We start from the raw sequence: 18584 nt of genomic DNA, 5'->3' as shown, positions 1-18584 counted from the left end.
TCACCGATTCGTAGGAAGTAACTTGCCTGATTTGGGGTGAACTTCTGCGCTAAGAGGGTTTTGACGGTGCGTAGTCTGTGCGCCATGCAGACCGCCGGGAACCAAGTGACGCATGAGGGCGTCGTTGACCCTGGTGTAGTGCGGATGAGTGCCGACGACGGCGCATCCGTACTTCGGGGGGACCGGAAACCAGCCGCCGTTTCCAGGCGCGGATACCTGCGCCTGCCCGAGGAGTAATCGTTCGATGAGCGAGCACCGTCGCAAACCGCCGCAGCCGCAGGGCGGCGGACGCGCCGCGGCCAGACGTGGCGTCCCAGGCGCGTCGTCGGGCCGCCGCGCGGCACCGCGTGGCGCCACTGGATCGCCCACTTCCTCAACCGGCTCGCACGGAGCGGGGGCCCCTGACGACGGGGACCGCTCCTACGGCGGCCGTGCCGAGGCCCGCCGTGCCTCGCAGCGCAGTGGCGCTGTCGGCTCGGGAGGGGGTCGCCGCAGAGCGGCCGATGGAGCCGGCGCCGGGCGCGGAGGCGCCGGAGGCGGCGGCCGGCGTGGTGGCGGCGGCCCGAACGGACCCGGCCGAGGCCGAGGCCGTGGCGGTCATGAGCCCGGCAAGAAGCGCTTGATCAATTACCCGCGCGCGGACAAGGACGGCCTGCGCCGCTGGGTTCCGTCCTGGCGTCTTGTCACGGGCCTGTTCGTCGGGTTCCTGGGTGGCCTGATGGCGGTCACCGGGATCGCGTATGCCCTGGTGGAGGTGCCGAAGGTCGACGAAGCGGCCAAGGCGCAGAACAACGTCTACTACTGGGCCAACGGCAAGCAGATGGTCGCGACCGGCGGTGAGACGAACCGCCAGATCATCGACTACGACAAGATCCCCGAAGCGATGCGCACGGCCGTCATCTCGGCCGAGAACAAGACATTCGAGGACGACAAGGGCGTCGACCCCATGGGCATCGCGCGAGCCGTGGTCAACATGGCCAAGGGCGGCGAGACCCAGGGTGGCTCGACCATCACCCAGCAGTACGTGAAGAACGCGCGCCTGGGCGACCAGTCGCAGACGTTCACGCGTAAGTTCAAAGAGCTCTTCATCTCCATAAAGGTGGGCCGGACGGAGTCCAAGGAGAAGATCATGGCGGGGTATCTCAACACCGCCTACTACGGTCGTGGGGCCTATGGCATCCAGGCCGCCGCCCGTGCCTACTTCGGCAAGGACGCGCAGGACCTGAACCCGAGCCAGTGCGCTCTCCTGGCAACGGTGCTCAAGGGCGCCACGTACTACGACCCGGCGGGCTCTCCTGAGGTCGACCCTGCGGCTTCTCGGGACGCCAACACCGCGCGTGCCAAGAAGCGCTGGAGCTGGATCCTCGACGAAGAGGTCAAGGACGGTCACCTGACCGCCGAGGTCCGGGACAAGTACAAGGAGTTCCCGGAGCTGGAGAACCCCCGTTCCAACGCTCAGCTGGGCGGGCAGATCGGTTACCTGGTCGACCTGGCCAAGGCCTATGTGATCAACAACAGCGATGGTCGGATCACCGCCACCGATCTTCAGCAGGGCGGCTACGAGATCCACACCACCTTCGACAAGAACAAGGTGCTGAAGCTCGAGAAGTCCGTGGAGAAGGTCCGCAAGGCGAAGATCAAGCCCAATCTGCGCAAGGACAAGGACACCCACGTTCAGTTCGGTGGCGCGTCCGTGAACCCCAAGGATGGGGCGATCGAAGCCATCTACGGCGGTGAGGACGCGACCAAGCACTTCACCAACAACGCGGACCAGACCGGTGCGCAGGTCGGCTCGACGTTCAAGCCCTTCGTGCTGGCAGCGGCTTTCAAGGACGGAACGCGCGCCAAGACGGGGCCGGAAGTCCAGGGCGAGGACCAGCGCACGATCGTCAACCCCAAGAGCCTCTACAGCGGCAAGAACAAGCTCAAGATCCAGAACTACGACGGCACCGTCTGGAAGGACCGGGAAGGCAAGGAGTGGCTGCAGACCAACGACGGTGACGCGTCGTACAACGCGCCGACCTACCAGATCGACCTCCGTGAGGCGATGCGGGAGTCGGTGAACTCGGCCTATGTGCAGCTGGGCATGGATGTCGGCCTGGACAAGGTGAAGGAGGCGGCCATCGCCTCCGGCATCAAGGAGAACAGCCTGGCCAGCGCCAACTATCCGTCCTTCTCTCTCGGTACGTCCTCCCCGAGTGCGATCCGGATGGCCGGTGCCTACTCCACCTTCGCGGCCAGCGGTAAGCAGAACGACCCGTACTCGGTGAAGGAAGTCGAGTACAAGGGCAACACTGTCTACCAGCACGACGCACTGCCCAAGCGAGCCTTCGACGAAGAGGTCGCCGACAACGTGACTGACGTGCTCCGGACCGTTGTCGACAAGGGCACGGGCAGCGCCGCACAGCTGAGCGGCCGCCAGGTGGCGGGCAAGACCGGTACGACCGACGGCAACAAGTCCGCCTGGTTCGTCGGGTACACCCCCCAGTTGTCGACCGCGATCAGCATGTACCGCCTCGACGACAACGAGAGCAACAAGAAGCGCGAGTTCCTGGAGATGTTCGGAACGGGCGGCGAGGAGAAGATCCACGGTGCTTCGTTCCCCGCGCAGATCTGGAAGAGCTATATGGAGCAGGCCCTGAAGGGCGAAGACGTGATCAACTTCCCGGTCCCCAAGCCGATCGGGTCAGTCGTCGGCGAGACTCCGCCCCCGGCCCCGAGCCCGACCCCCTCGAAGACCGAGGAGCCGGAGAAGAGCCCTTCGCCGACTCCGTCTGACACCAGCCCCTCCCCGACCCCGTCGGACAGCCCTGATCCCGATGAGTCCTGTGCGGACTGGGACTGGCAGTGCAACAACAACGGCGGTACGTCGGAAGGCGGCGACGCCGAGGGCAGCACCGGCGGGGAGTCGCCACCGGCCACGGGTGAACCGACAGGCGGCGGAGGCAACAACGGGAGCGGCAACGGAGGCTGGCTAGGGGGCCCGGGAGACTGACCGATCCCCGTGAGTGTGTTTCACGTGAAACGCACTGTTTCACGTGAAACATGCGCCATCGAGCGCTGACGAGGGCCGCCACACCGCACCGGTGTGGCGGCCCTCGCGGTGTTCTCAGGTGCATACGGCAGGATGTGCGGCATGCCCAGTGCAGAGACGACGCGCACGAGCGTGCACAAGACCACTAGTGCACAACAGTCGGAGCCCGTACGGCCGACCCGGGAGGATGAGGTCGCCGAGGCCGGCAGTGAGCTGATCGGCGGACCCATCGGTCGCAGAGTGCTGTACGCGGCGACATGGTGGACTCCGGTACGCATCATCGCGCTCGTGGCCATCGGGATGTTCGCGCTCGGCATGGTGCAGAAGATGCCGTGCTACGACGGCGCCTGGTTCCAGGGCGCGAGTTCGCAGTACACGCACGCCTGCTACTCCGACATCCCGCACCTCTACCAGGGGCGCGGATTCGCCGACGGTCTTGTCCCCTACTTCGACAAGCTGCCCGGCGACATGGAGTACCTCGAGTACCCGGTGCTGACCGGTGTGTTCATGGAAGTGGCCTCCTGGCTGACCCCGGGCAGCGGCAGCATCCAGCACCAGGAGAAGTTCTACTGGATGGTCAACGCCGGGATGCTGATGGCCTGTACGGCGGTCATCGCCGTCTGTGTCGCCCGCACCCACAGGCGTCGTCCCTGGGACGGCCTGATGGTCGCCCTGGCGCCCGCCTTCGCGTTGACGGCCACCATCAACTGGGACCTGTTCGCCGTCGCTCTCACGGCCGCCGCGATGCTGATGTGGGCCCGTGGTGGGGTGCTCTCCGCAGGCGTCCTGCTGGGCCTGGCGACGGCGGCGAAGCTCTACCCGGCGCTGCTCCTGGGTCCCCTGCTCATCCTGTGCTGGCGAGCGGGGCGCTGGCGGGCCTTCTGGGTGACGGCCGGGGCCGCGGTCGGTGCCTGGCTCGTGGTGAACCTGCCGGTGATGATCACGCACGACGCGACGGGCTTCCACATCCGCGAGGGCTGGGCGAAGTTCTACACCTTCAGCCAGGAGCGGGGCGTCGACTTCGGATCGTTCTGGCTGATCCTCTCGCAGCGCATGGACGATCCGCTGTCCACGGACACGGTCAACACCCTGGCGACGGCGCTGATGCTCCTGTCCTGCCTCGGGGTCGGTGCGCTGGGCCTGACCGCGCCGCGCCGCCCCCGCTTCGCGCAGCTCGCCTTCCTGGTCGTCGCCGCGTTCATCCTCACCAACAAGGTCTACTCACCGCAGTACGTACTGTGGCTGATTCCGCTCGCCGCGCTGGCCCGCCCGCGGTGGCGTGACTTCCTGATCTGGCAGGCGTGCGAGGTCGCGTATTTCCTGGGGATCTGGCTGTACCTCGCGTACACGACAAGCGGAGACGCGCATAAGGGTCTGCCGACCGAGGGCTATCAACTCGTCATCGTGATCCACCTGCTGGGGACGCTCTACCTGTGCGCCGTGGTCGTGCGCGACATCCTCATGCCGGAGAGGGACCCGGTGCGGCGGTCCGGCGACGACGACCCCTCAGGGGGCGTCCTGGACGGTGCGCCGGACGTCTTCGTCCTCGGCCAGGCGGCCCATCCTCCGCGGCACGCGGTGCACGTCACCGAGGGGCCTCAGGTGCGATGGGGAGCGAAGCCGACCGACGTTTCGCCCTGAGCGAACACGCCGCGGAGGCGGCTGTGAACGACTGAAGGGCCGGGAGCGACGGTGGTCGCTCCCGGCCCTTCAGTCTGCGGTCGGTCCGGCTGTGATCAGCGGTCGACGATGCGGTCGAACTGCGTGGTGGTGTGCCGCAGATGGGCCACCAGCTCCTCGCCCACCTTCGGCTCGGGCGCGTCCGAGGGCACGAAGAGGATGGAGACCTGCATGTGCGGCGGCTCCGCGAACCAGCGCTGCTTGCCGCCCCAGACGAACGGCGAGAGGTTGCGGTTGACGGTCGCGAGGCCCGCGCGGGCCACGCCCTTCGCCCGCGGCACCATGCCGTGCAGCGCCTTCGGCGCCTCCAGGCCGACACCGTGCGAGGTGCCGCCCGCGACGACGACGAGCCAGCCGTCGGACGCGACCTTCTGCTGGCGGTAGCCGAAGCGGTCGCCCTTGGTCACCTGCGTGACGTCCAGGACCGCGCCGCGGTACTGGGTGGCCTCATGGTCACCCAGCCACAGATGCGTGCCGATACGGGCGCGGAAGCGCGTCTGCGGGAACTGCTGCTGCAGGCGGGCGAGTTCGTTGGCCTTGAGGTGGCTGACGAACATCGTGTGCAGGGGAAGACGGGCGGCACGCAGCCGGTCCATCCAGCCGATGACCTCCTCGACGGCGTCCGAGCCGTCGGTGCGGTCCAGCGGAAGGTGGATCGCGAAGCCCTCGAGCCGTACGTCCTCGATGGCCGCGTGCAGCTGTGAGAGCTCCTGCTCGCTCACGCCGTGCCGCTTCATCGAGGACATGACCTCGATGACGACGCGGGCGCCCACGAGGCCGTGTACGCCGTCCAGGGACGACACGGAGCGGATGACGCGGTCGGGCAGCGGCACGGGCTCCTCGCCCCGCCGGAACGGGGTCAGGACCAGCAGATCGCCGCTGAACCAGTCCTTGATCCGGGCGGCTTCGTACGTGGTGCCGACGGCGAGGATGTCGGAGCCGAAACGAGTCGCTTCTTCCGCGAGGCGCTCATGACCGAAGCCGTAGCCGTTGCCCTTGCAGACCGGGACGATTCCCGGAAACTGCTCCAGCACGTGCTTGTGGTGTGCCCGCCAGCGCGCGGTGTCGACATAGAGCGTGAGCGCCATGGCCGGATCCCGGAACCTTTCTCGTGGCTGCGGTGTATCAGAGATATGAAGACTATTCGGAGTTGCGCGAATTGTGCCGGGGCGGTGCGCTCAGCGGCGCGACATGTAGATGTCGAGCGCCTTGTGGAGCAGCTTGTTGAGCGGGAAGTCCCACTCACCGATGTACTCGACAGCCTCTCCACCCGTGCCCACCTTGAACTGGATCAGTCCGAAGAGGTGGTCCGTCTCGTCCAGAGAGTCGGAGATGCCCCGCAAGTCATAGACGGTGGCGCCGAGCGCGTAGGCGTCCCGGAGCATCCGCCACTGCATCGCGTTCGAGGGCCTGACCTCACGGCCGATGTTGTCCGAGGCGCCGTAGGAGTACCAGACGTGCCCGCCGACGACGAGCATCGTCGCCGCGGACAGGTTCACGCCGTTGTGCCGGGCGAAGTACAGCCGCATGCGGTTGGGGTCCTCGGAGTTGAGGGCCCGCCACATCTGCTGGAAGTAACCCAGCGGCCGCGGACGGAACTTGTCGCGGATGGCGGTGATCTCGTAGAGGCGCTGCCATTCGGCGAGGTCCTCGTAACCGCCCTGGACGACCTCGACGCCGGCCTTCTCGGCCTTCTTGATGTTGCGTCGCCACAGCTGGTTGAAGCCCTTGAGGACCTCGTCCAAGGAGCGGTTGGCCAGCGGTACCTGGAAGACGTAACGCGGCTGTACGTCGCCGAAGCCGGCGCCGCCGTCCTCGCCCTGCTGCCAGCCCATCTTCCGCAGCCGGTCGGAGACTTCGAAGGCACGCGGCTCGATGTGCGAGGCCTCGACATCCCGCAGGCGCTTCACGTCCGGGTTCTGGATGCCCGACTTGATCGCGGGAGCATCCCAGCGCCTGATGACGACCGGCGGGCCCATCTTCACGGAGAAGGCACCCTGCCGCTTCAGATGCGCGAGCATCGGCTGCAGCCAGTCGTCCAGGTTCGGCGCGTACCAATTGATGACCGGGCCCTCGGGGAGGTACGCGAGGTAGCGCTTCACCTTGGGCAGCTGTCGGTAGAGCACCAGGCCCGCACCGACGAGTTCGCCGGTCCGGTCGTCGAACCAGCCCAGGTTCTCCGAACGCCATTCACTCTTCACATCCGCCCATGCCGGGACCTGGCAATGACTTGCCGACGGCAGGCTCTGGATATACGCCAGATGCTGCTCGCGACTGATGGTCCTCAGGGTCAGACTCATTCGGGGCGCTCCTCGGGCTGGTGTGTCCCCATGGGTACAGGGGCTCCGGCTCTCGCGCCGAAGCCTACTGTGCCCCGAGAGCGCCCCGTCTGGGCGTACGGAACCTTGGCCCCCGGCTTAGGTGCGGCGGGGGCGTTCGGAGGTGGCTACCAAAGCCCGCCGAAGAGTCCGCCGTGGGCCATACCCAGGAAGAATCCGACCGCCGAGGCTCCGAGGCCGAGGATCAGGCCGAAGCGCTCGCGGGTCGTCTCGGAGATGAACTGTCCCCACGCACCCGTGGCGATCCCCACCAGACCGGCCCATGAGCTGAGCAGGTGGAGGTTGTGGAACATCGCGGAGACGAAGGCGATCGCACCGAGGACCAGGGTCACGCCGAGCAGCGCGTCCTGCAGTGGATGGGCCTTGCCGTCCGTGGCGAAGAGGGAGCCGGCGGTGTTCGGTCGCAATACCTGTGCCATGAGGCACCTCCTGCGGAAGGCGGCGCATCGTAGCGCCATACACACCCGATGTGTACAGATTCTGCCCGTCCGCGGCCGGATTTCAACCGGAAGCCTAGGTGCGGGTACTCTGTACCGTCTGCACCGGTGTCTGCCCAGGCCATGGCAGGGACTCCCGATCGGCCTAACGATCGGGGAGCCCGATTGTCAGTGGCTGCCGATACCGTTGCGTACGCATCACGACCCTCCTGCCACGGAACGACCGTGGCCGCTGAGTCCAAAGGAGGTGGGTTCCACATGCGTCACTACGAAGTGATGGTCATCCTCGACCCCGATCTCGAGGAGCGCGCTGTCTCCCCGTTGATCGAGAACTTCCTTTCCGTCGTCCGTGAGGGCAACGGAAAGGTCGAGAAGGTCGACACCTGGGGCCGTCGTCGTCTCTCGTACGAGATCAAGAAGAAGCCCGAGGGCATCTACTCGGTCATCGACCTGCAGGCCGAGCCTGCGGTCGTCAAGGAGCTCGACCGCCAGATGAACCTGAACGAGTCGGTCCTCCGGACCAAGGTCCTCCGTCCCGAGACCCACTGAGCTTCCTAGCTCAGCGGTATTCGGGATCCGAGTAGCAGCAGCAAAAGCAGCCAGCAGCAAACCCGCCGAGAGGTTCCCCCATGGCAGGCGAGACCGTCATCACGGTCGTCGGCAATCTTGTCGACGACCCCGAGCTGCGCTTCACCCCGTCCGGTGCGGCGGTCGCGAAGTTCCGTGTCGCGTCCACTCCCCGCACCTTCGACCGTCAGACCAATGAGTGGAAGGACGGCGAGAGCCTCTTCCTCACCTGCTCGGTCTGGCGTCAGGCGGCGGAGAACGTCGCGGAGTCGCTCCAGCGAGGCATGCGCGTAGTCGTGCAGGGCCGGCTGAAGCAGCGGTCCTACGAGGACCGTGAGGGCGTCAAGCGCACGGTCTACGAGCTGGACGTCGAGGAAGTGGGCGCCAGCTTGAAGAACGCCACGGCCAAGGTCACCAAGACCACTGGTCGAGGCGGCCAGGGCGGAGGCGGCTTCGGCGGCGGCGGTGGCGGCGGCCAGCAGGGCGGCGGCAACTGGGGCGGCGGCCCCGGTGGCGGCGGTCAGCAGCAGGGCGGCGGCGGTGCTCCCGCCGACGACCCCTGGACGACCGGTGCGCCGGCCGGCGGCGGCCAGCAGGGCGGCGGCGGTGGCTGGGGCGGAAGCTCCGGCGGCTCCGGCGGCTCTGGCGGCGGCTACTCGGACGAGCCCCCCTTCTAGGCCTCAGGGCCAAGGGTGGGCCGTTCCCACACTTCTTGATCAAACAGGAGAGAACACATGGCGAAGCCGCCTGTGCGCAAGCCTAAGAAGAAGGTCTGCGCATTCTGCAAGGACAAGGTCACGTACGTGGACTACAAGGACACGAACATGCTGCGGAAGTTCATTTCCGACCGCGGCAAGATCCGTGCCCGCCGCGTGACCGGCAACTGCACGCAGCACCAGCGTGACGTCGCCACGGCCGTGAAGAACAGCCGTGAGATGGCGCTGCTGCCCTACACGTCCACCGCGCGATAAGGGAAGGGTGACCGACAAATGAAGATCATCCTCACCCACGAGGTCTCCGGCCTCGGTGCCGCCGGCGAGGTCGTAGACGTCAAGGACGGCTACGCCCGCAACTACCTGATCCCGCGGAACTTTGCGATCCGCTGGACCAAGGGTGGCGAGAAGGACGTCGAGCAGATCCGTCGTGCTCGCAAGATCCACGAGATCGCGACCATCGAGCAGGCCAACGAGGTCAAGGCCAAGCTCGAGGGCGTCAAGGTCCGTCTGGCCGTCCGCTCCGGCGACGCCGGTCGTCTCTTCGGTTCCGTCACCCCGGCTGACGTCGCTTCGGCGATCGAGGCTGCCGGTGGCCCGAAGATCGACAAGCGCCGCGTCGAGCTGGGCTCGCCGATCAAGACGCTGGGCGCCCACGCGACGTCCGTGCGTCTGCACCCCGAGGTTGCCGCTCAGGTCAACATCGAGGTCGTCTCCGCCTAAGCACTGCGCTTGGCAGGGCTGAAGCAACCGTTGGGCCGCACCCTCAGGGTGCGGCCCAATGTGTTTTGCGGACGTGCTGTTTTGCGGACGCGCTGTTTCACGTGAAACAGCGGGGCGAGGGCCCACCTCGTCCAGAGATCCGTGGGTCCGGATCAGCGGGTGGCGCCGGTGACGATCCAGTGGCCGGAGCGCGTACGCAGCCAGAGGGTCACCATGCGGACCGCCATCATCAGGGTCATCGCTCCCCAGACGGCGGTCAGTCCGCCCCCGAAGGTGGGCACGAGGAGTGCCACCGGAGCGAAGACCGCCAGCGTGGCCAGCATCGCCCAGGCCAGATACGGGCCGTCCCCCGCACCCATCAGGACGCCGTCGAGGACGTAGACGATGCCGCAGATCGGCTGGGAGATGGCCACCACCACAAGCGCGGGCAGGGCCGCGTCCTGGACAACGGAGTCGCTGGAGAAGAGCGGGATGAACAGTGGCCGGGCGAGTACGACCAGCACACCGAGGGCGACGCCCGATGCGATGCCCCACTGGACCATGCGGCGGCAGACGTCGCGCGCTCCCTGGGGATCGTTCGCGCCGAGGTAGCGTCCGATGATCGCCTGGCCTGCGATGGCGATGGCGTCGAGCGCGAAGGCCAGAAGGCTCCACAGGGACAGGATGATCTGGTGGGCTGCCACGTCGGCGTCGCCGAGACGGGCCGCAACCGCAGTCGCGATCATGAGGATCGCCCGCAGTGAGAGCGTACGGACCAGAAGCGGGGCGCCTGCTTGGGCGCAGGCCCTGATGCCGGCGGCGTCGGGACGCAGGGAGGCGCCGTGGCGTCTGGCCCCGCGGACGACGACGAAGAGGTAGACGGCGGCCATCGCGCACTGGGCGATGACGGTTCCCCAGGCGGAGCCGGCGATGCCCAGGCCGGCGCCGTAGACGAGGGCCACGTTGAGGACGCCGTTGGCGACGAAGCCGCCGATCGCGACGTACAGCGGGGTCTTGGTGTCCTGGAGCCCGCGCAGGACTCCGGTGGAGGCCAGTACGACGAGCATGGCGGGGATGCCGAGCGAGGAGATGCGGAGGTAGGTGATCGCGTACGGGGCCGCGGTGTCCGATGCGCCGAAGAGCTCCACGAGCGCGGGTGCGGTGGGGAGAACGACGGCGATGACGGCGGCGCCGAGGAGGAGGGCGAGCCAGATGCCGTCCATGCCCTGGCGGATGGCGGCCTGGAGATCCCCGGCGCCCACCCGGCGGGCGACGGCGGCCGTGGTCGCGTAGGCGAGGAAGACGAAGACGCTCACGGCGGTGGTGAGGAGTGCCGAGGCGACGCCGAGTCCGGCCAGTTGGGCGGTGCCGAGGTGGCCCACGATGGCGCTGTCGGCCATCACGAAGAGAGGCTCGGCGACGAGCGCGCCGAAGGCGGGAACGGCGAGAGCGATGATCTCTCGGTCATGCTGTCGCCGAGCGGCCTTGGGCGCCGCGGGAGCCTGTGTCATGGACACCAATCTAATCTTCCACAGGTAAGAGATGCAATGCTCTTAAGACCCTTACCTGGTCTCGAGTCGGACACTCTACGGGGCGCTGTTCGGCAGGATCTTGGTCCGACTGGGGAAGTTTTTCTTCTGCACAGCCGGTGGATGGGAAAGGTCCAGGTCAGAGCGGGTTTCTTGAGAGCGCTGAGTGCTTGTTCACAGGGCTGTCCACCGGGCCGTGCACAGGTTTGGCGGGGTTCTCCACAGCAACGCGCCCGTCATCCACACCGCCTGTGGATAACCAGATTGGCTGACGGTGCCCACGGGCCTACCGTGGGGCGGCGCCCCCCTCGTGATCCGGCCTCGGAAAGCTCGTAAAACCGACGCGTCAGAACCGGAGTTGGGCCCGCTTATTTGTCAGTGTCGTGCCGTAAGAAAGAAGGGCACGGCGAGGTCCGCGCGGCGGACGTGAGGGAGGTGGCCCGGTGAGTATTTCCGAGCCCTTGGACGACCCCTGGGCCGACAGCGGTCCCAGTGACCGTCTGCCCGCCTCCCGACGCCGCGACGGGGGCAGAGGCCGTGACGAGCAGCACGAGCGCGGGCGCGAAGGCGGCGGCTGGGACGGCGGTGGCACCGCCTTCGAGCGCGTACCGCCGCAGGATCTCGATGCCGAGCAGTCGGTGCTCGGCGGCATGCTGCTCTCCAAGGACGCCATCGCCGATGTCGTCGAGGTGCTCAAGGGCCACGACTTCTACCGGCCCGCGCACGAGACGATCTACACGGCGATCCTCGACCTGTACGCCAAGGGGGAGCCGGCCGACCCGATCACCGCGGCGGCCGAGCTCACCAAGCGCGGTGAGATCACCAAGGTCGGCGGGGCCTCGTATCTGCACACGCTGGTGCAGACGGTGCCGACCGCGGCGAACGCCGAGTACTACGCGGAGATCGTCCACGAGCGGGCGGTCCTGCGTCGCCTCGTCGAGGCGGGCACGCGCATCACACAGATGGGATACGCGGCCGACGGCGACGTCGACGAGATCGTCAACAGCGCCCAGGCCGAGATCTACGCGGTCACCGAGCAGCGCACCAGCGAGGACTATCTCCCGCTCGGCGACATCATGGAGGGCGCGCTCGACGAGATCGAGGCGATCGGTTCGCGCAGCGGCGAGATGACCGGTGTGCCGACGGGCTTCACGGACTTCGACTCGCTGACGAACGGCCTGCACCCGGGCCAGATGATCGTCATCGCGGCCCGCCCCGCCATGGGTAAGTCCACGCTGGCCCTCGACTTCGCGCGCGCCGCGTCCATCAAGCACAACCTGCCCAGCGTCATCTTCTCCCTGGAAATGGGGCGCAACGAGATCGCGATGCGCCTGCTGTCCGCGGAGGCCCGGGTGGCGCTGCACCACATGCGCTCCGGCACGATGACGGACGAGGACTGGACTCGGCTCGCGCGCCGGATGCCCGAGGTCTCGGCGGCCCCGCTCTACATCGACGACTCCCCGAACCTGTCGATGATGGAGATCCGCGCGAAGTGCCGCCGTCTCAAGCAGCGCGCCGACATCAAGATGGTGATCATCGACTATCTGCAGCTGATGCAGTCCGGTGGTTCCAAACGCGCCGAGAGCCGTCAGCAAGAGGTCTCGGACATGTCGCGAAACCTGAAGCTGCTCGCCAAGGAGCTCGAGGTCCCGGTCATCGCGCTCTCGCAGCTGAACCGTGGTCCCGAGCAGCGCACCGACAAGAAGCCCCAGGTATCCGACCTGCGTGAATCCGGCTCCATCGAGCAGGACGCGGACATGGTGATCCTGCTGCACCGCGAGGACGCGTACGAGAAGGAGTCGCCGCGCGCGGGCGAGGCGGACATCATCGTGGGCAAGCACCGTAATGGCCCGACGGCGACGATCACGGTGGCCTTCCAGGGCCACTACTCGCGCTTCGTGGACATGGCGCAGACGTAGCGGAGCGGGTCTGCTTACTCCTCGTAGCGTGCTGCGATGGCGGTGGCGCGGTCGTGCAGGGCTGTGCGCAACGACTTCGGGGACAGGACTTCCGCGTCCGTGCTGAGCTGCCACAGTGCCCACTCGGCATGTCGTGCATCCTGGAACGTCACCTCCAGCCGCAACCTGCCGTCCGTCTCGGGCTCTTCGGCGCGGACCGCCAGCGCGGTGCTCAGCAGGTCCTCGCGCCGCTCCGGGCTCACCCGTACCAGCACGGCTATGTGCCCGTCTGACAGAAACCGCGCACAGCGTTCCCGCCAAGCCTGCTCCAAGTCCACCCTGTTGGGGCGCTGTGCCGGTTCGGGGAGCTCAGCGGCGGCGAGTATGCGCGACAGCCGGTAGGTGCGGTCCGCGCCGGACCTCCTGGCAAGGAGGTATCCCCGGTCGCGCACGGTGACCAGGCCGATCGGGTCCACCGTGCGCCACTGCGGCGGCTGGCCCGTGGCCGCGTAGTGGATGCGCAGCCTGTGTCCGGCGAGCACCGCGCGCCGAACCTCGATCATGGTGGTGTCGGGCACCTCCTCAGTGACCGGCCGCCGGGAGAGCAGGTCGGTCTCCGGTTCGACGAGGATCCGCCGGGCCGCGTCGCTCGCGGACGCCTGGTGGCTCTCGGGCAACGCGTCGACCACCTTGCGCATGGCTGAGGCGAGCGCCGAGCCGAGGCCGAACGTCTGGTCGCCGCGCCCCGATCCGGCGGTCAGCAGGGCAAGGGCCTCGTCGTGGTTCAGGCCGGTGAGCTCGGTCCGGAAACCGGGCAGCAGGGCGAAACCGCCGTGCCGTCCGCGTTCGGCGTAGACCGGAACGCCTGCCGCGGACAGTGCCTCGATGTCCCGCAGCACGGTGCGGGTGGACACCTCAAGCTCGCGAGCCAGCGTGTCCGCGGTCAGCCGGCCGCGCTGACGCAGCAACAGCACCAGCGAGACGAGTCGGTCGGCGCGCATACGAGAACCCTCTCAAATACATGACCGAGGATGTCGTGAATTGTTGCGAGGCTCCTGAGAACCGACGTCACCGATGGCCTGCAGAGCGCCGACGGACGTACGTGCTCGCCATGAATCGAATGGAGCTGATGTGGCAATGGAACGAACGGCAGTCAACCCGGTGACGTGGTCGCAGGACATGGGATTCAACCAGGGCGAGGTCGTTTCCGGGCACACCCGGACCCTGTACTGCTCCGGGCAGACCGCGATGAACGGTGACGGCAAGCCCCAGCACGAGGGCGACATGGCCGCCCAGTTGGCGCTGAGCCTCGACAACCTGGAGGCCGTGCTCGGCGCGGCGGACATGTCACTCGCGAATCTCGTCCGGCTCAACGTGTACACCACCGACGTCGACCTGCTGTTCCCGCACTACGGCGTGCTGGCATCGCGGTTGGGCGTTGCCGGGGTGGCGCCGACCACCACGATGCTCGGGGTGACGCGGCTGGCGATCCCCGGACAGCTGGTCGAACTCGAGGGCACTGCCGTCGCGTGAGGCGACCTCTGAGCCGTCCCGGGTAGCGATTCCGGCGGTACGGCAAGGGGGTCTGGCGATACGTCAGGTCAGGCGCCGCAAGGCATCGCCGAGGGTGGCCAGGCCCTCGGCGATGTCGCCGGCGGCGGGGGCGGCGTAGCCGAGGACCAGGCCGGGGCGGTGCGGCCGCTGGCTGTGCCAGGACAGCGGCTGGACCTTCACACCGCGGGCCAGGGCCGCCGCGGCCAGCTCGGTGTCGCTGAAGCCGGCGTCGAAGGTGATCGTCAGGTGCAGGCCCGCCGCGGCGCCGTGCACGACGGCCTGGGGCAGATGCGTCCTGACAGCGGCGATCATCGCGTCCCGGTGGCGGCGGTGGCGGCTGCGCAGGAGGCGCAACTGGCGCTCCAGGGCGCCGGATTCCATGAGCCGGGCCAGGACGAGCTGGGGCAGTACGGCGTTGCCGAGATCGGCGAAGCGTTTGGCGGCGACCAGTGCGTCCCGGTACCTCGGCGGCGCGAGGACCCAGCCGATGCGCAGCGCCGGAGCGAGCAGCTTGGACACGCTCCCTGCGTAGCAGACGTGCTCGGTGAGCAGGGAACGCAGAGCGGGCACCGGCGAGCGGTCGTAACGGTGCTCGGCGTCGTAGTCGTCCTCGATGATCAGCCCGTCGCGCTCGGTGGCCCAGCGCATCAGGTCCCGCCGCCGTTCACCGCCGAGCACCACGCCGGTCGGGAACTGGTGTGCCGGAGTCAGCAGCACCGCGGGGGCGTTCGTCGCGCACAGCTCGTCGACGCGGATGCCGTCGGCGTCGACCGGGACCGGCGGGGTGTCGAGGCCGCCGTTGCGCAGATGCTGGCGGGCGCCGAGGGAGCCCGGGTCCTCCACGGCCACCGTACGGATGCCGTCGCCGTGCAGCACCTGGGCGAGCAGGGTGAGGGTCTGGGCCGTGCCCGCGGCGATGACGACATCACCCGGGTCGGCGCGGATGCCCCGGTTGCGGGCCAGCCAGTCGGCGACGGCGGCCCGCAGCGCCGGGGCCCCGCGCGGGTCCCCGTAACCGAAGGCGGACGCCGGGAGCTCTTTGAGTACGGCGCGCTCTGCCCGCAACCACGCGGCGCGGGGGAAGGCGGCGAGGTCGGGCATCCCGGGCGAGAGGTCGATCCGGGCCGGGGCGGCGCGCAGCGCGTCGTAGATGTCCGTGCCGGGCGGGGCGCCGAACCGGGCGTTCGGCGACGAGGAAGGGGGATTCGCGGAAGCGACGGTCCGGGCTGTTGCCGGTGCGGTGGGCCAGGCTTTCGCCGGCGAGTCGGGCCGAGCCTCCGGTCCTGCACCAGGTCGGGCTGTCGTCGGCGCCGCTACCACCACGGTGCCGTTCCGCCCGCGGCCTGCGACGTGTCCGTCCTCGCTCAGGCGCTGGTAGGCCTCGGTGACCACGCCGCGGGACACGCGGAGTTCGGCCGCCAGGACGCGGGTCGCCGGGAGTCTGCTGCCGACCGGCAGGCGGCCGTCCGCTATCGCCAGGCGCAGGCGCCGGGCCAGCCAGTCCGCGCGGCCACCCACAGGGGCGTCGGCGATGTTCAGCTGCAGGAAGTCGGCGCCGACCGGGGCCGCTTGCCCGGGGCTTCCTTGGTCCGGGGACCCGGCCCCGCGCGGTATGGGCTCGTGCCGTATGGACCGGTCGATGGCGCGCTCATTGGACCTGTTCACCGGGCCATAGTGGCAGCAGGGTGAAGCCATGCAGACAGCAGCAGCCGCATCCCACGACGCCCTCGCAACGACATTGGATTCCCTCTCCCGCCCGGCAGTTGACTACGTCCATGGGTACTCCCGCCGCGAGGCGCGCAGGCTGGGGGACCAGGCCGACACCCTCGCCGCACTGCTGCACGACGGCACGGCGTATCCGGCGGGAAGCCGGGTCCTGGAGGTCGGGTGCGGGGTCGGGGCCCAGACCGTCCACCTGATCGACTCCAGCCCCGGTGCTCACTTCGTGGCCGTCGACCGGTCGGCGGATTCGCTGACGAAGGCCCGCGCCCGCGTGACGGCACAGGCGCTCGAAGCCCACGTGCGATGGTGCCGTGCCGACCTCTTCGCCCTTCCCTTCCCGGACGCCGAGTTCGACCACATCTTCGTCTGCTTCGTCCTGGAGCACCTGGCCGCCGCCCGGCAGGCGCTCGCCGGACTGCGGCGGCTGCTGCGGCCGGGCGGCACGATCACTGTGATCGAGGGAGACCACGGGTCGGCGTTCTTCCATCCCGACAGCGCCTACGCCCGCGCGGCGATCGACTGTCTGGTCCGGCTCCAGGCCGACGGCGGAGGAAACGCGCTGGTGGGGCGGCAGTTGCAACCGCTCCTTGCGGAGGCCGGTTACGACGGCGTCCGGGTGCGACCCCGCACGGTCTACGCGGACCGAACCCGCCCCGAGCTCGTCGAAGGCTTCACCCGCAGCACGTTCATCGCCATGATCGAATCCGTCAAAGACGACGCGCTGGCCTCGGCCCTCATCACCGAGGCCGACTGGGACCGCGGGATCGCCGACCTGCGACGGACCGCGGACGACGGCGGGACCTTCCACTACACGTTCTTCAAGGCCACGGGCACGCGTCCTGCACAGCCGACAGCGGAATTGGCTCGACGCGCGGCTTCTCCGACGGTGGACTAGGGCCATGACATCACCGCGTGAAGAGTTGCTGCCCACCACCCGTCGAGCCTTGCTGCACCGCGTCGCCACCGCTCAGGCGGAGGGGAGGGCGCCCTCGCTCGTCGCTTCGGTGCTCAGGGACGGCGAGTTGGTGTGGACCGAGGGCCGCACCTGCGTCGAGGGGCACGCACCGGACGAGAACGTCCAGTACCGCATCGGCTCGATCACCAAGACCTTTACCGCCGTGCTGGTGATGCGGCTGCGCGACGAGGGCGTCCTCGACCTCTCGGACCCCTTGGAGAAGCACCTTCCGGGTACGGCAGCCGGCGACGTGACCATCGCGGAGCTTCTCGCGCACACCAGTGGCCTGGCGGCTGAGACCCCGGGCGAATGGTGGGAGCGTACGCCCGGTGCGCAGCGCCCCGAGCTCGGTGACGTGCTGGGTGAGCAGCCCTTCAAACACCCCACCGGGCGACGGTTCCATTACTCCAACCCCGGCTACACGTTGCTCGGTTCGCTGATCGAAGCGCTGCGGGGAGAGCCCTGGGAAGCCGTGCTGCGCCGCGAGATCCTGGAGCCGTTGGGCCTGGACCGTACGAGTGCGCAGCCTCAGGCCCCGCACGCGGGTGGCTGGGCCGTTCACCCGTGGGCGGACGTGATGATGCCCGAACCCGCCGAGGATCTGGGCGTCATGGCGCCGGCCGGGCAGCTGTGGTCCACGACGGCGGACCTGGGGCGCTTTGCCGCCTTCCTCCTGGAGGGCGACGACCGGGTGCTGTCCGCCGACACGGTGCGGGAGATGCGGGAGCCCGCGTCGCCCTTGCCGCCGGGGGACTGGGACGTGACGTACGGCCTGGGGACGCAGCTGATCCGCGGGGACGGGCGCACCTTGGTCGGGCACGGCGGATCGCTGCCGGGCTTCATGGCCGGGCTGTGGGCGAGCGCGGAGGACGGCCTGGTGGCGGTCACGTTGACCAACTGCACCTCGGGCCCCGCTGTGACGGCGTTGGCCTTCGACCTGCTGAAGATCGTGGCCGAGGCCGAGCCTCGTATCCCCGAAGCGTGGCGCCCCCTGCCCGAGCTGGACAAGGATCTGCTGGCGTTGGCGGGGCCCTGGTACTGGGGGACGAGCACCTTCGTGCTGCGGCCGAAGGGCGACGGTGCGCTCGAGCTGGCTCCCCTTGCCGGCCGGGGCCGCGGATCGGGGTTCCGGCCGAACGGCGACGGGACCTGGACCGGGCTCGAGGGCTACTTCGCCGGGGAGCAGCTGCGGGCGGTGCGGCGGCCCGACGGAACGGTGAGCCATCTTGACCTCGGCTCGTTCTTCTTCACCCGGGAGCCGTACGAGGCGGGGACTGCTGTGCCGGGTGGGGTGGACCCGGAGGGTTGGCGCGGGCTTCCCTCGTAGAGGTTCCACAGGGTCTGCAAGCCAGTGGGGGGGGGGGGGGTTTGTGGAGGACAAAGACCCCCACCGGGCGGGGATTGTGTGCAAGCCGCAGGAGGGAGCGCGGATTAACACCAGCGAAGCCCCGGAC

At 68.5% G+C, this 18584-nt stretch carries 17 protein-coding genes; 10 read left to right on the top strand and 7 right to left on the bottom strand.

Going from position 1 to position 18584, the window contains the following annotated elements; genetic code table 11:
* Positions 1-373 precede the first annotated feature (373 nt).
* Entirely contained in the window at positions 374-601 is a 228-nt protein-coding gene (locus AB0M70_RS35665) for a hypothetical protein (protein ID WP_365826843.1), read from the bottom strand.
* 18 nt (positions 602-619) lie between these two features.
* Here AB0M70_RS35665 and AB0M70_RS35660 point away from each other — a divergent pair, with 18 nt between their 5' ends.
* Together AB0M70_RS35660 and AB0M70_RS35655 are read left to right on the top strand one after the other, a co-directional pair.
* The gene (locus AB0M70_RS35660; RefSeq protein ID WP_365826841.1) at positions 620-2995 is read left to right on the top strand and encodes a transglycosylase domain-containing protein; all 2376 of its coding nucleotides are present in this window, start codon (positions 620-622) and stop codon (positions 2993-2995) included.
* A 132-nt stretch (positions 2996-3127) separates the two neighbouring features.
* Positions 3128-4675, top strand: a complete 1548-nt coding sequence (locus AB0M70_RS35655; RefSeq protein WP_365826839.1) for a glycosyltransferase 87 family protein — start codon at positions 3128-3130, stop codon at positions 4673-4675.
* A gap of 95 nt (positions 4676-4770) precedes the next feature.
* Here the strand turns inward: AB0M70_RS35655 and AB0M70_RS35650 are convergent, their stop codons facing one another.
* From AB0M70_RS35650 to AB0M70_RS35640, 3 genes are all read right to left on the bottom strand, one after another.
* Positions 4771-5802 (bottom strand): alanine racemase, encoded by a 1032-nt coding sequence (locus AB0M70_RS35650; protein WP_351169220.1) that lies wholly within the window; start codon positions 5800-5802, stop codon positions 4771-4773.
* Between the two features lie 90 nt (positions 5803-5892).
* The gene (locus AB0M70_RS35645) at positions 5893-7014 is read right to left on the bottom strand and encodes a peptidoglycan bridge formation glycyltransferase FemA/FemB family protein (protein WP_361828908.1); all 1122 of its coding nucleotides are present in this window, start codon (positions 7012-7014) and stop codon (positions 5893-5895) included.
* Positions 7015-7160: 146 nt separating this feature from the next.
* The gene (locus tag AB0M70_RS35640) at positions 7161-7472 is read right to left on the bottom strand and encodes a hypothetical protein (protein ID WP_365826836.1); all 312 of its coding nucleotides are present in this window, start codon (positions 7470-7472) and stop codon (positions 7161-7163) included.
* Positions 7473-7748: 276 nt separating this feature from the next.
* On the opposite strand from AB0M70_RS35640, the gene rpsF reads away from it, so the two are divergent.
* The 4 genes from rpsF (at position 7749) to rplI (ending at position 9493) form a co-directional block, all read left to right on the top strand.
* The gene (gene rpsF, locus AB0M70_RS35635; protein ID WP_006604399.1) at positions 7749-8039 is read left to right on the top strand and encodes a 30S ribosomal protein S6; all 291 of its coding nucleotides are present in this window, start codon (positions 7749-7751) and stop codon (positions 8037-8039) included.
* An 80-nt stretch (positions 8040-8119) separates the two neighbouring features.
* A complete protein-coding gene (locus AB0M70_RS35630; RefSeq protein ID WP_365826833.1) occupies positions 8120-8734 on the top strand; it encodes a single-stranded DNA-binding protein in 615 nt (204 codons plus the stop codon).
* A gap of 57 nt (positions 8735-8791) precedes the next feature.
* Positions 8792-9028, top strand: coding sequence for a 30S ribosomal protein S18 (gene rpsR, locus AB0M70_RS35625; protein WP_003949403.1), 237 nt, complete (start codon positions 8792-8794; stop codon positions 9026-9028).
* An 18-nt stretch (positions 9029-9046) separates the two neighbouring features.
* A complete protein-coding gene (rplI, locus tag AB0M70_RS35620) occupies positions 9047-9493 on the top strand; it encodes a 50S ribosomal protein L9 (RefSeq protein WP_190082966.1) in 447 nt (148 codons plus the stop codon).
* 152 nt (positions 9494-9645) lie between these two features.
* Here rplI and AB0M70_RS35615 read toward each other — a convergent pair whose 3' ends face one another.
* The gene (locus AB0M70_RS35615; protein ID WP_365826830.1) at positions 9646-10983 is read right to left on the bottom strand and encodes an MATE family efflux transporter; all 1338 of its coding nucleotides are present in this window, start codon (positions 10981-10983) and stop codon (positions 9646-9648) included.
* 461 nt (positions 10984-11444) lie between these two features.
* Here AB0M70_RS35615 and dnaB point away from each other — a divergent pair, with 461 nt between their 5' ends.
* A complete protein-coding gene (gene dnaB, locus AB0M70_RS35610) occupies positions 11445-12920 on the top strand; it encodes a replicative DNA helicase (RefSeq protein ID WP_365826828.1) in 1476 nt (491 codons plus the stop codon).
* 14 nt (positions 12921-12934) lie between these two features.
* Here dnaB and AB0M70_RS35605 read toward each other — a convergent pair whose 3' ends face one another.
* Positions 12935-13900, bottom strand: coding sequence for a WYL domain-containing protein (locus tag AB0M70_RS35605; protein WP_365826826.1), 966 nt, complete (start codon positions 13898-13900; stop codon positions 12935-12937).
* A gap of 136 nt (positions 13901-14036) precedes the next feature.
* Between AB0M70_RS35605 and AB0M70_RS35600 the strand changes: the two genes are divergently transcribed.
* Positions 14037-14432 (top strand): RidA family protein, encoded by a 396-nt coding sequence (locus AB0M70_RS35600; RefSeq protein ID WP_365826824.1) that lies wholly within the window; start codon positions 14037-14039, stop codon positions 14430-14432.
* 63 nt (positions 14433-14495) lie between these two features.
* On the opposite strand, the gene AB0M70_RS35595 is transcribed toward AB0M70_RS35600, so the two are convergent.
* Positions 14496-16067: a PLP-dependent aminotransferase family protein gene (locus AB0M70_RS35595; protein ID WP_365826980.1), complete on the bottom strand. Its 1572-nt coding sequence runs from the start codon at positions 16065-16067 to the stop codon at positions 14496-14498.
* A gap of 79 nt (positions 16068-16146) precedes the next feature.
* On the opposite strand from AB0M70_RS35595, the gene AB0M70_RS35590 reads away from it, so the two are divergent.
* Both AB0M70_RS35590 and AB0M70_RS35585 read left to right on the top strand, forming a co-directional pair.
* Positions 16147-17070, top strand: a complete 924-nt coding sequence (locus AB0M70_RS35590) for a methyltransferase domain-containing protein (protein WP_365826822.1) — start codon at positions 16147-16149, stop codon at positions 17068-17070.
* Between the two features lie 4 nt (positions 17071-17074).
* On the top strand, positions 17075-18457 hold the full coding sequence (locus AB0M70_RS35585; RefSeq protein WP_365826820.1) for a serine hydrolase domain-containing protein: 1383 nt from the start codon (positions 17075-17077) through the stop codon (positions 18455-18457).
* Positions 18458-18584 lie beyond the last annotated feature (127 nt).

The organism is Streptomyces sp. NPDC051214 (assembly GCF_040682375.1).
In the GTDB taxonomy this organism is placed as follows: domain Bacteria; phylum Actinomycetota; class Actinomycetes; order Streptomycetales; family Streptomycetaceae; genus Streptomyces.
Note: the sequence above shows the minus strand (reverse complement) of the source record. Positions and strands in the feature narration are given on the sequence as shown.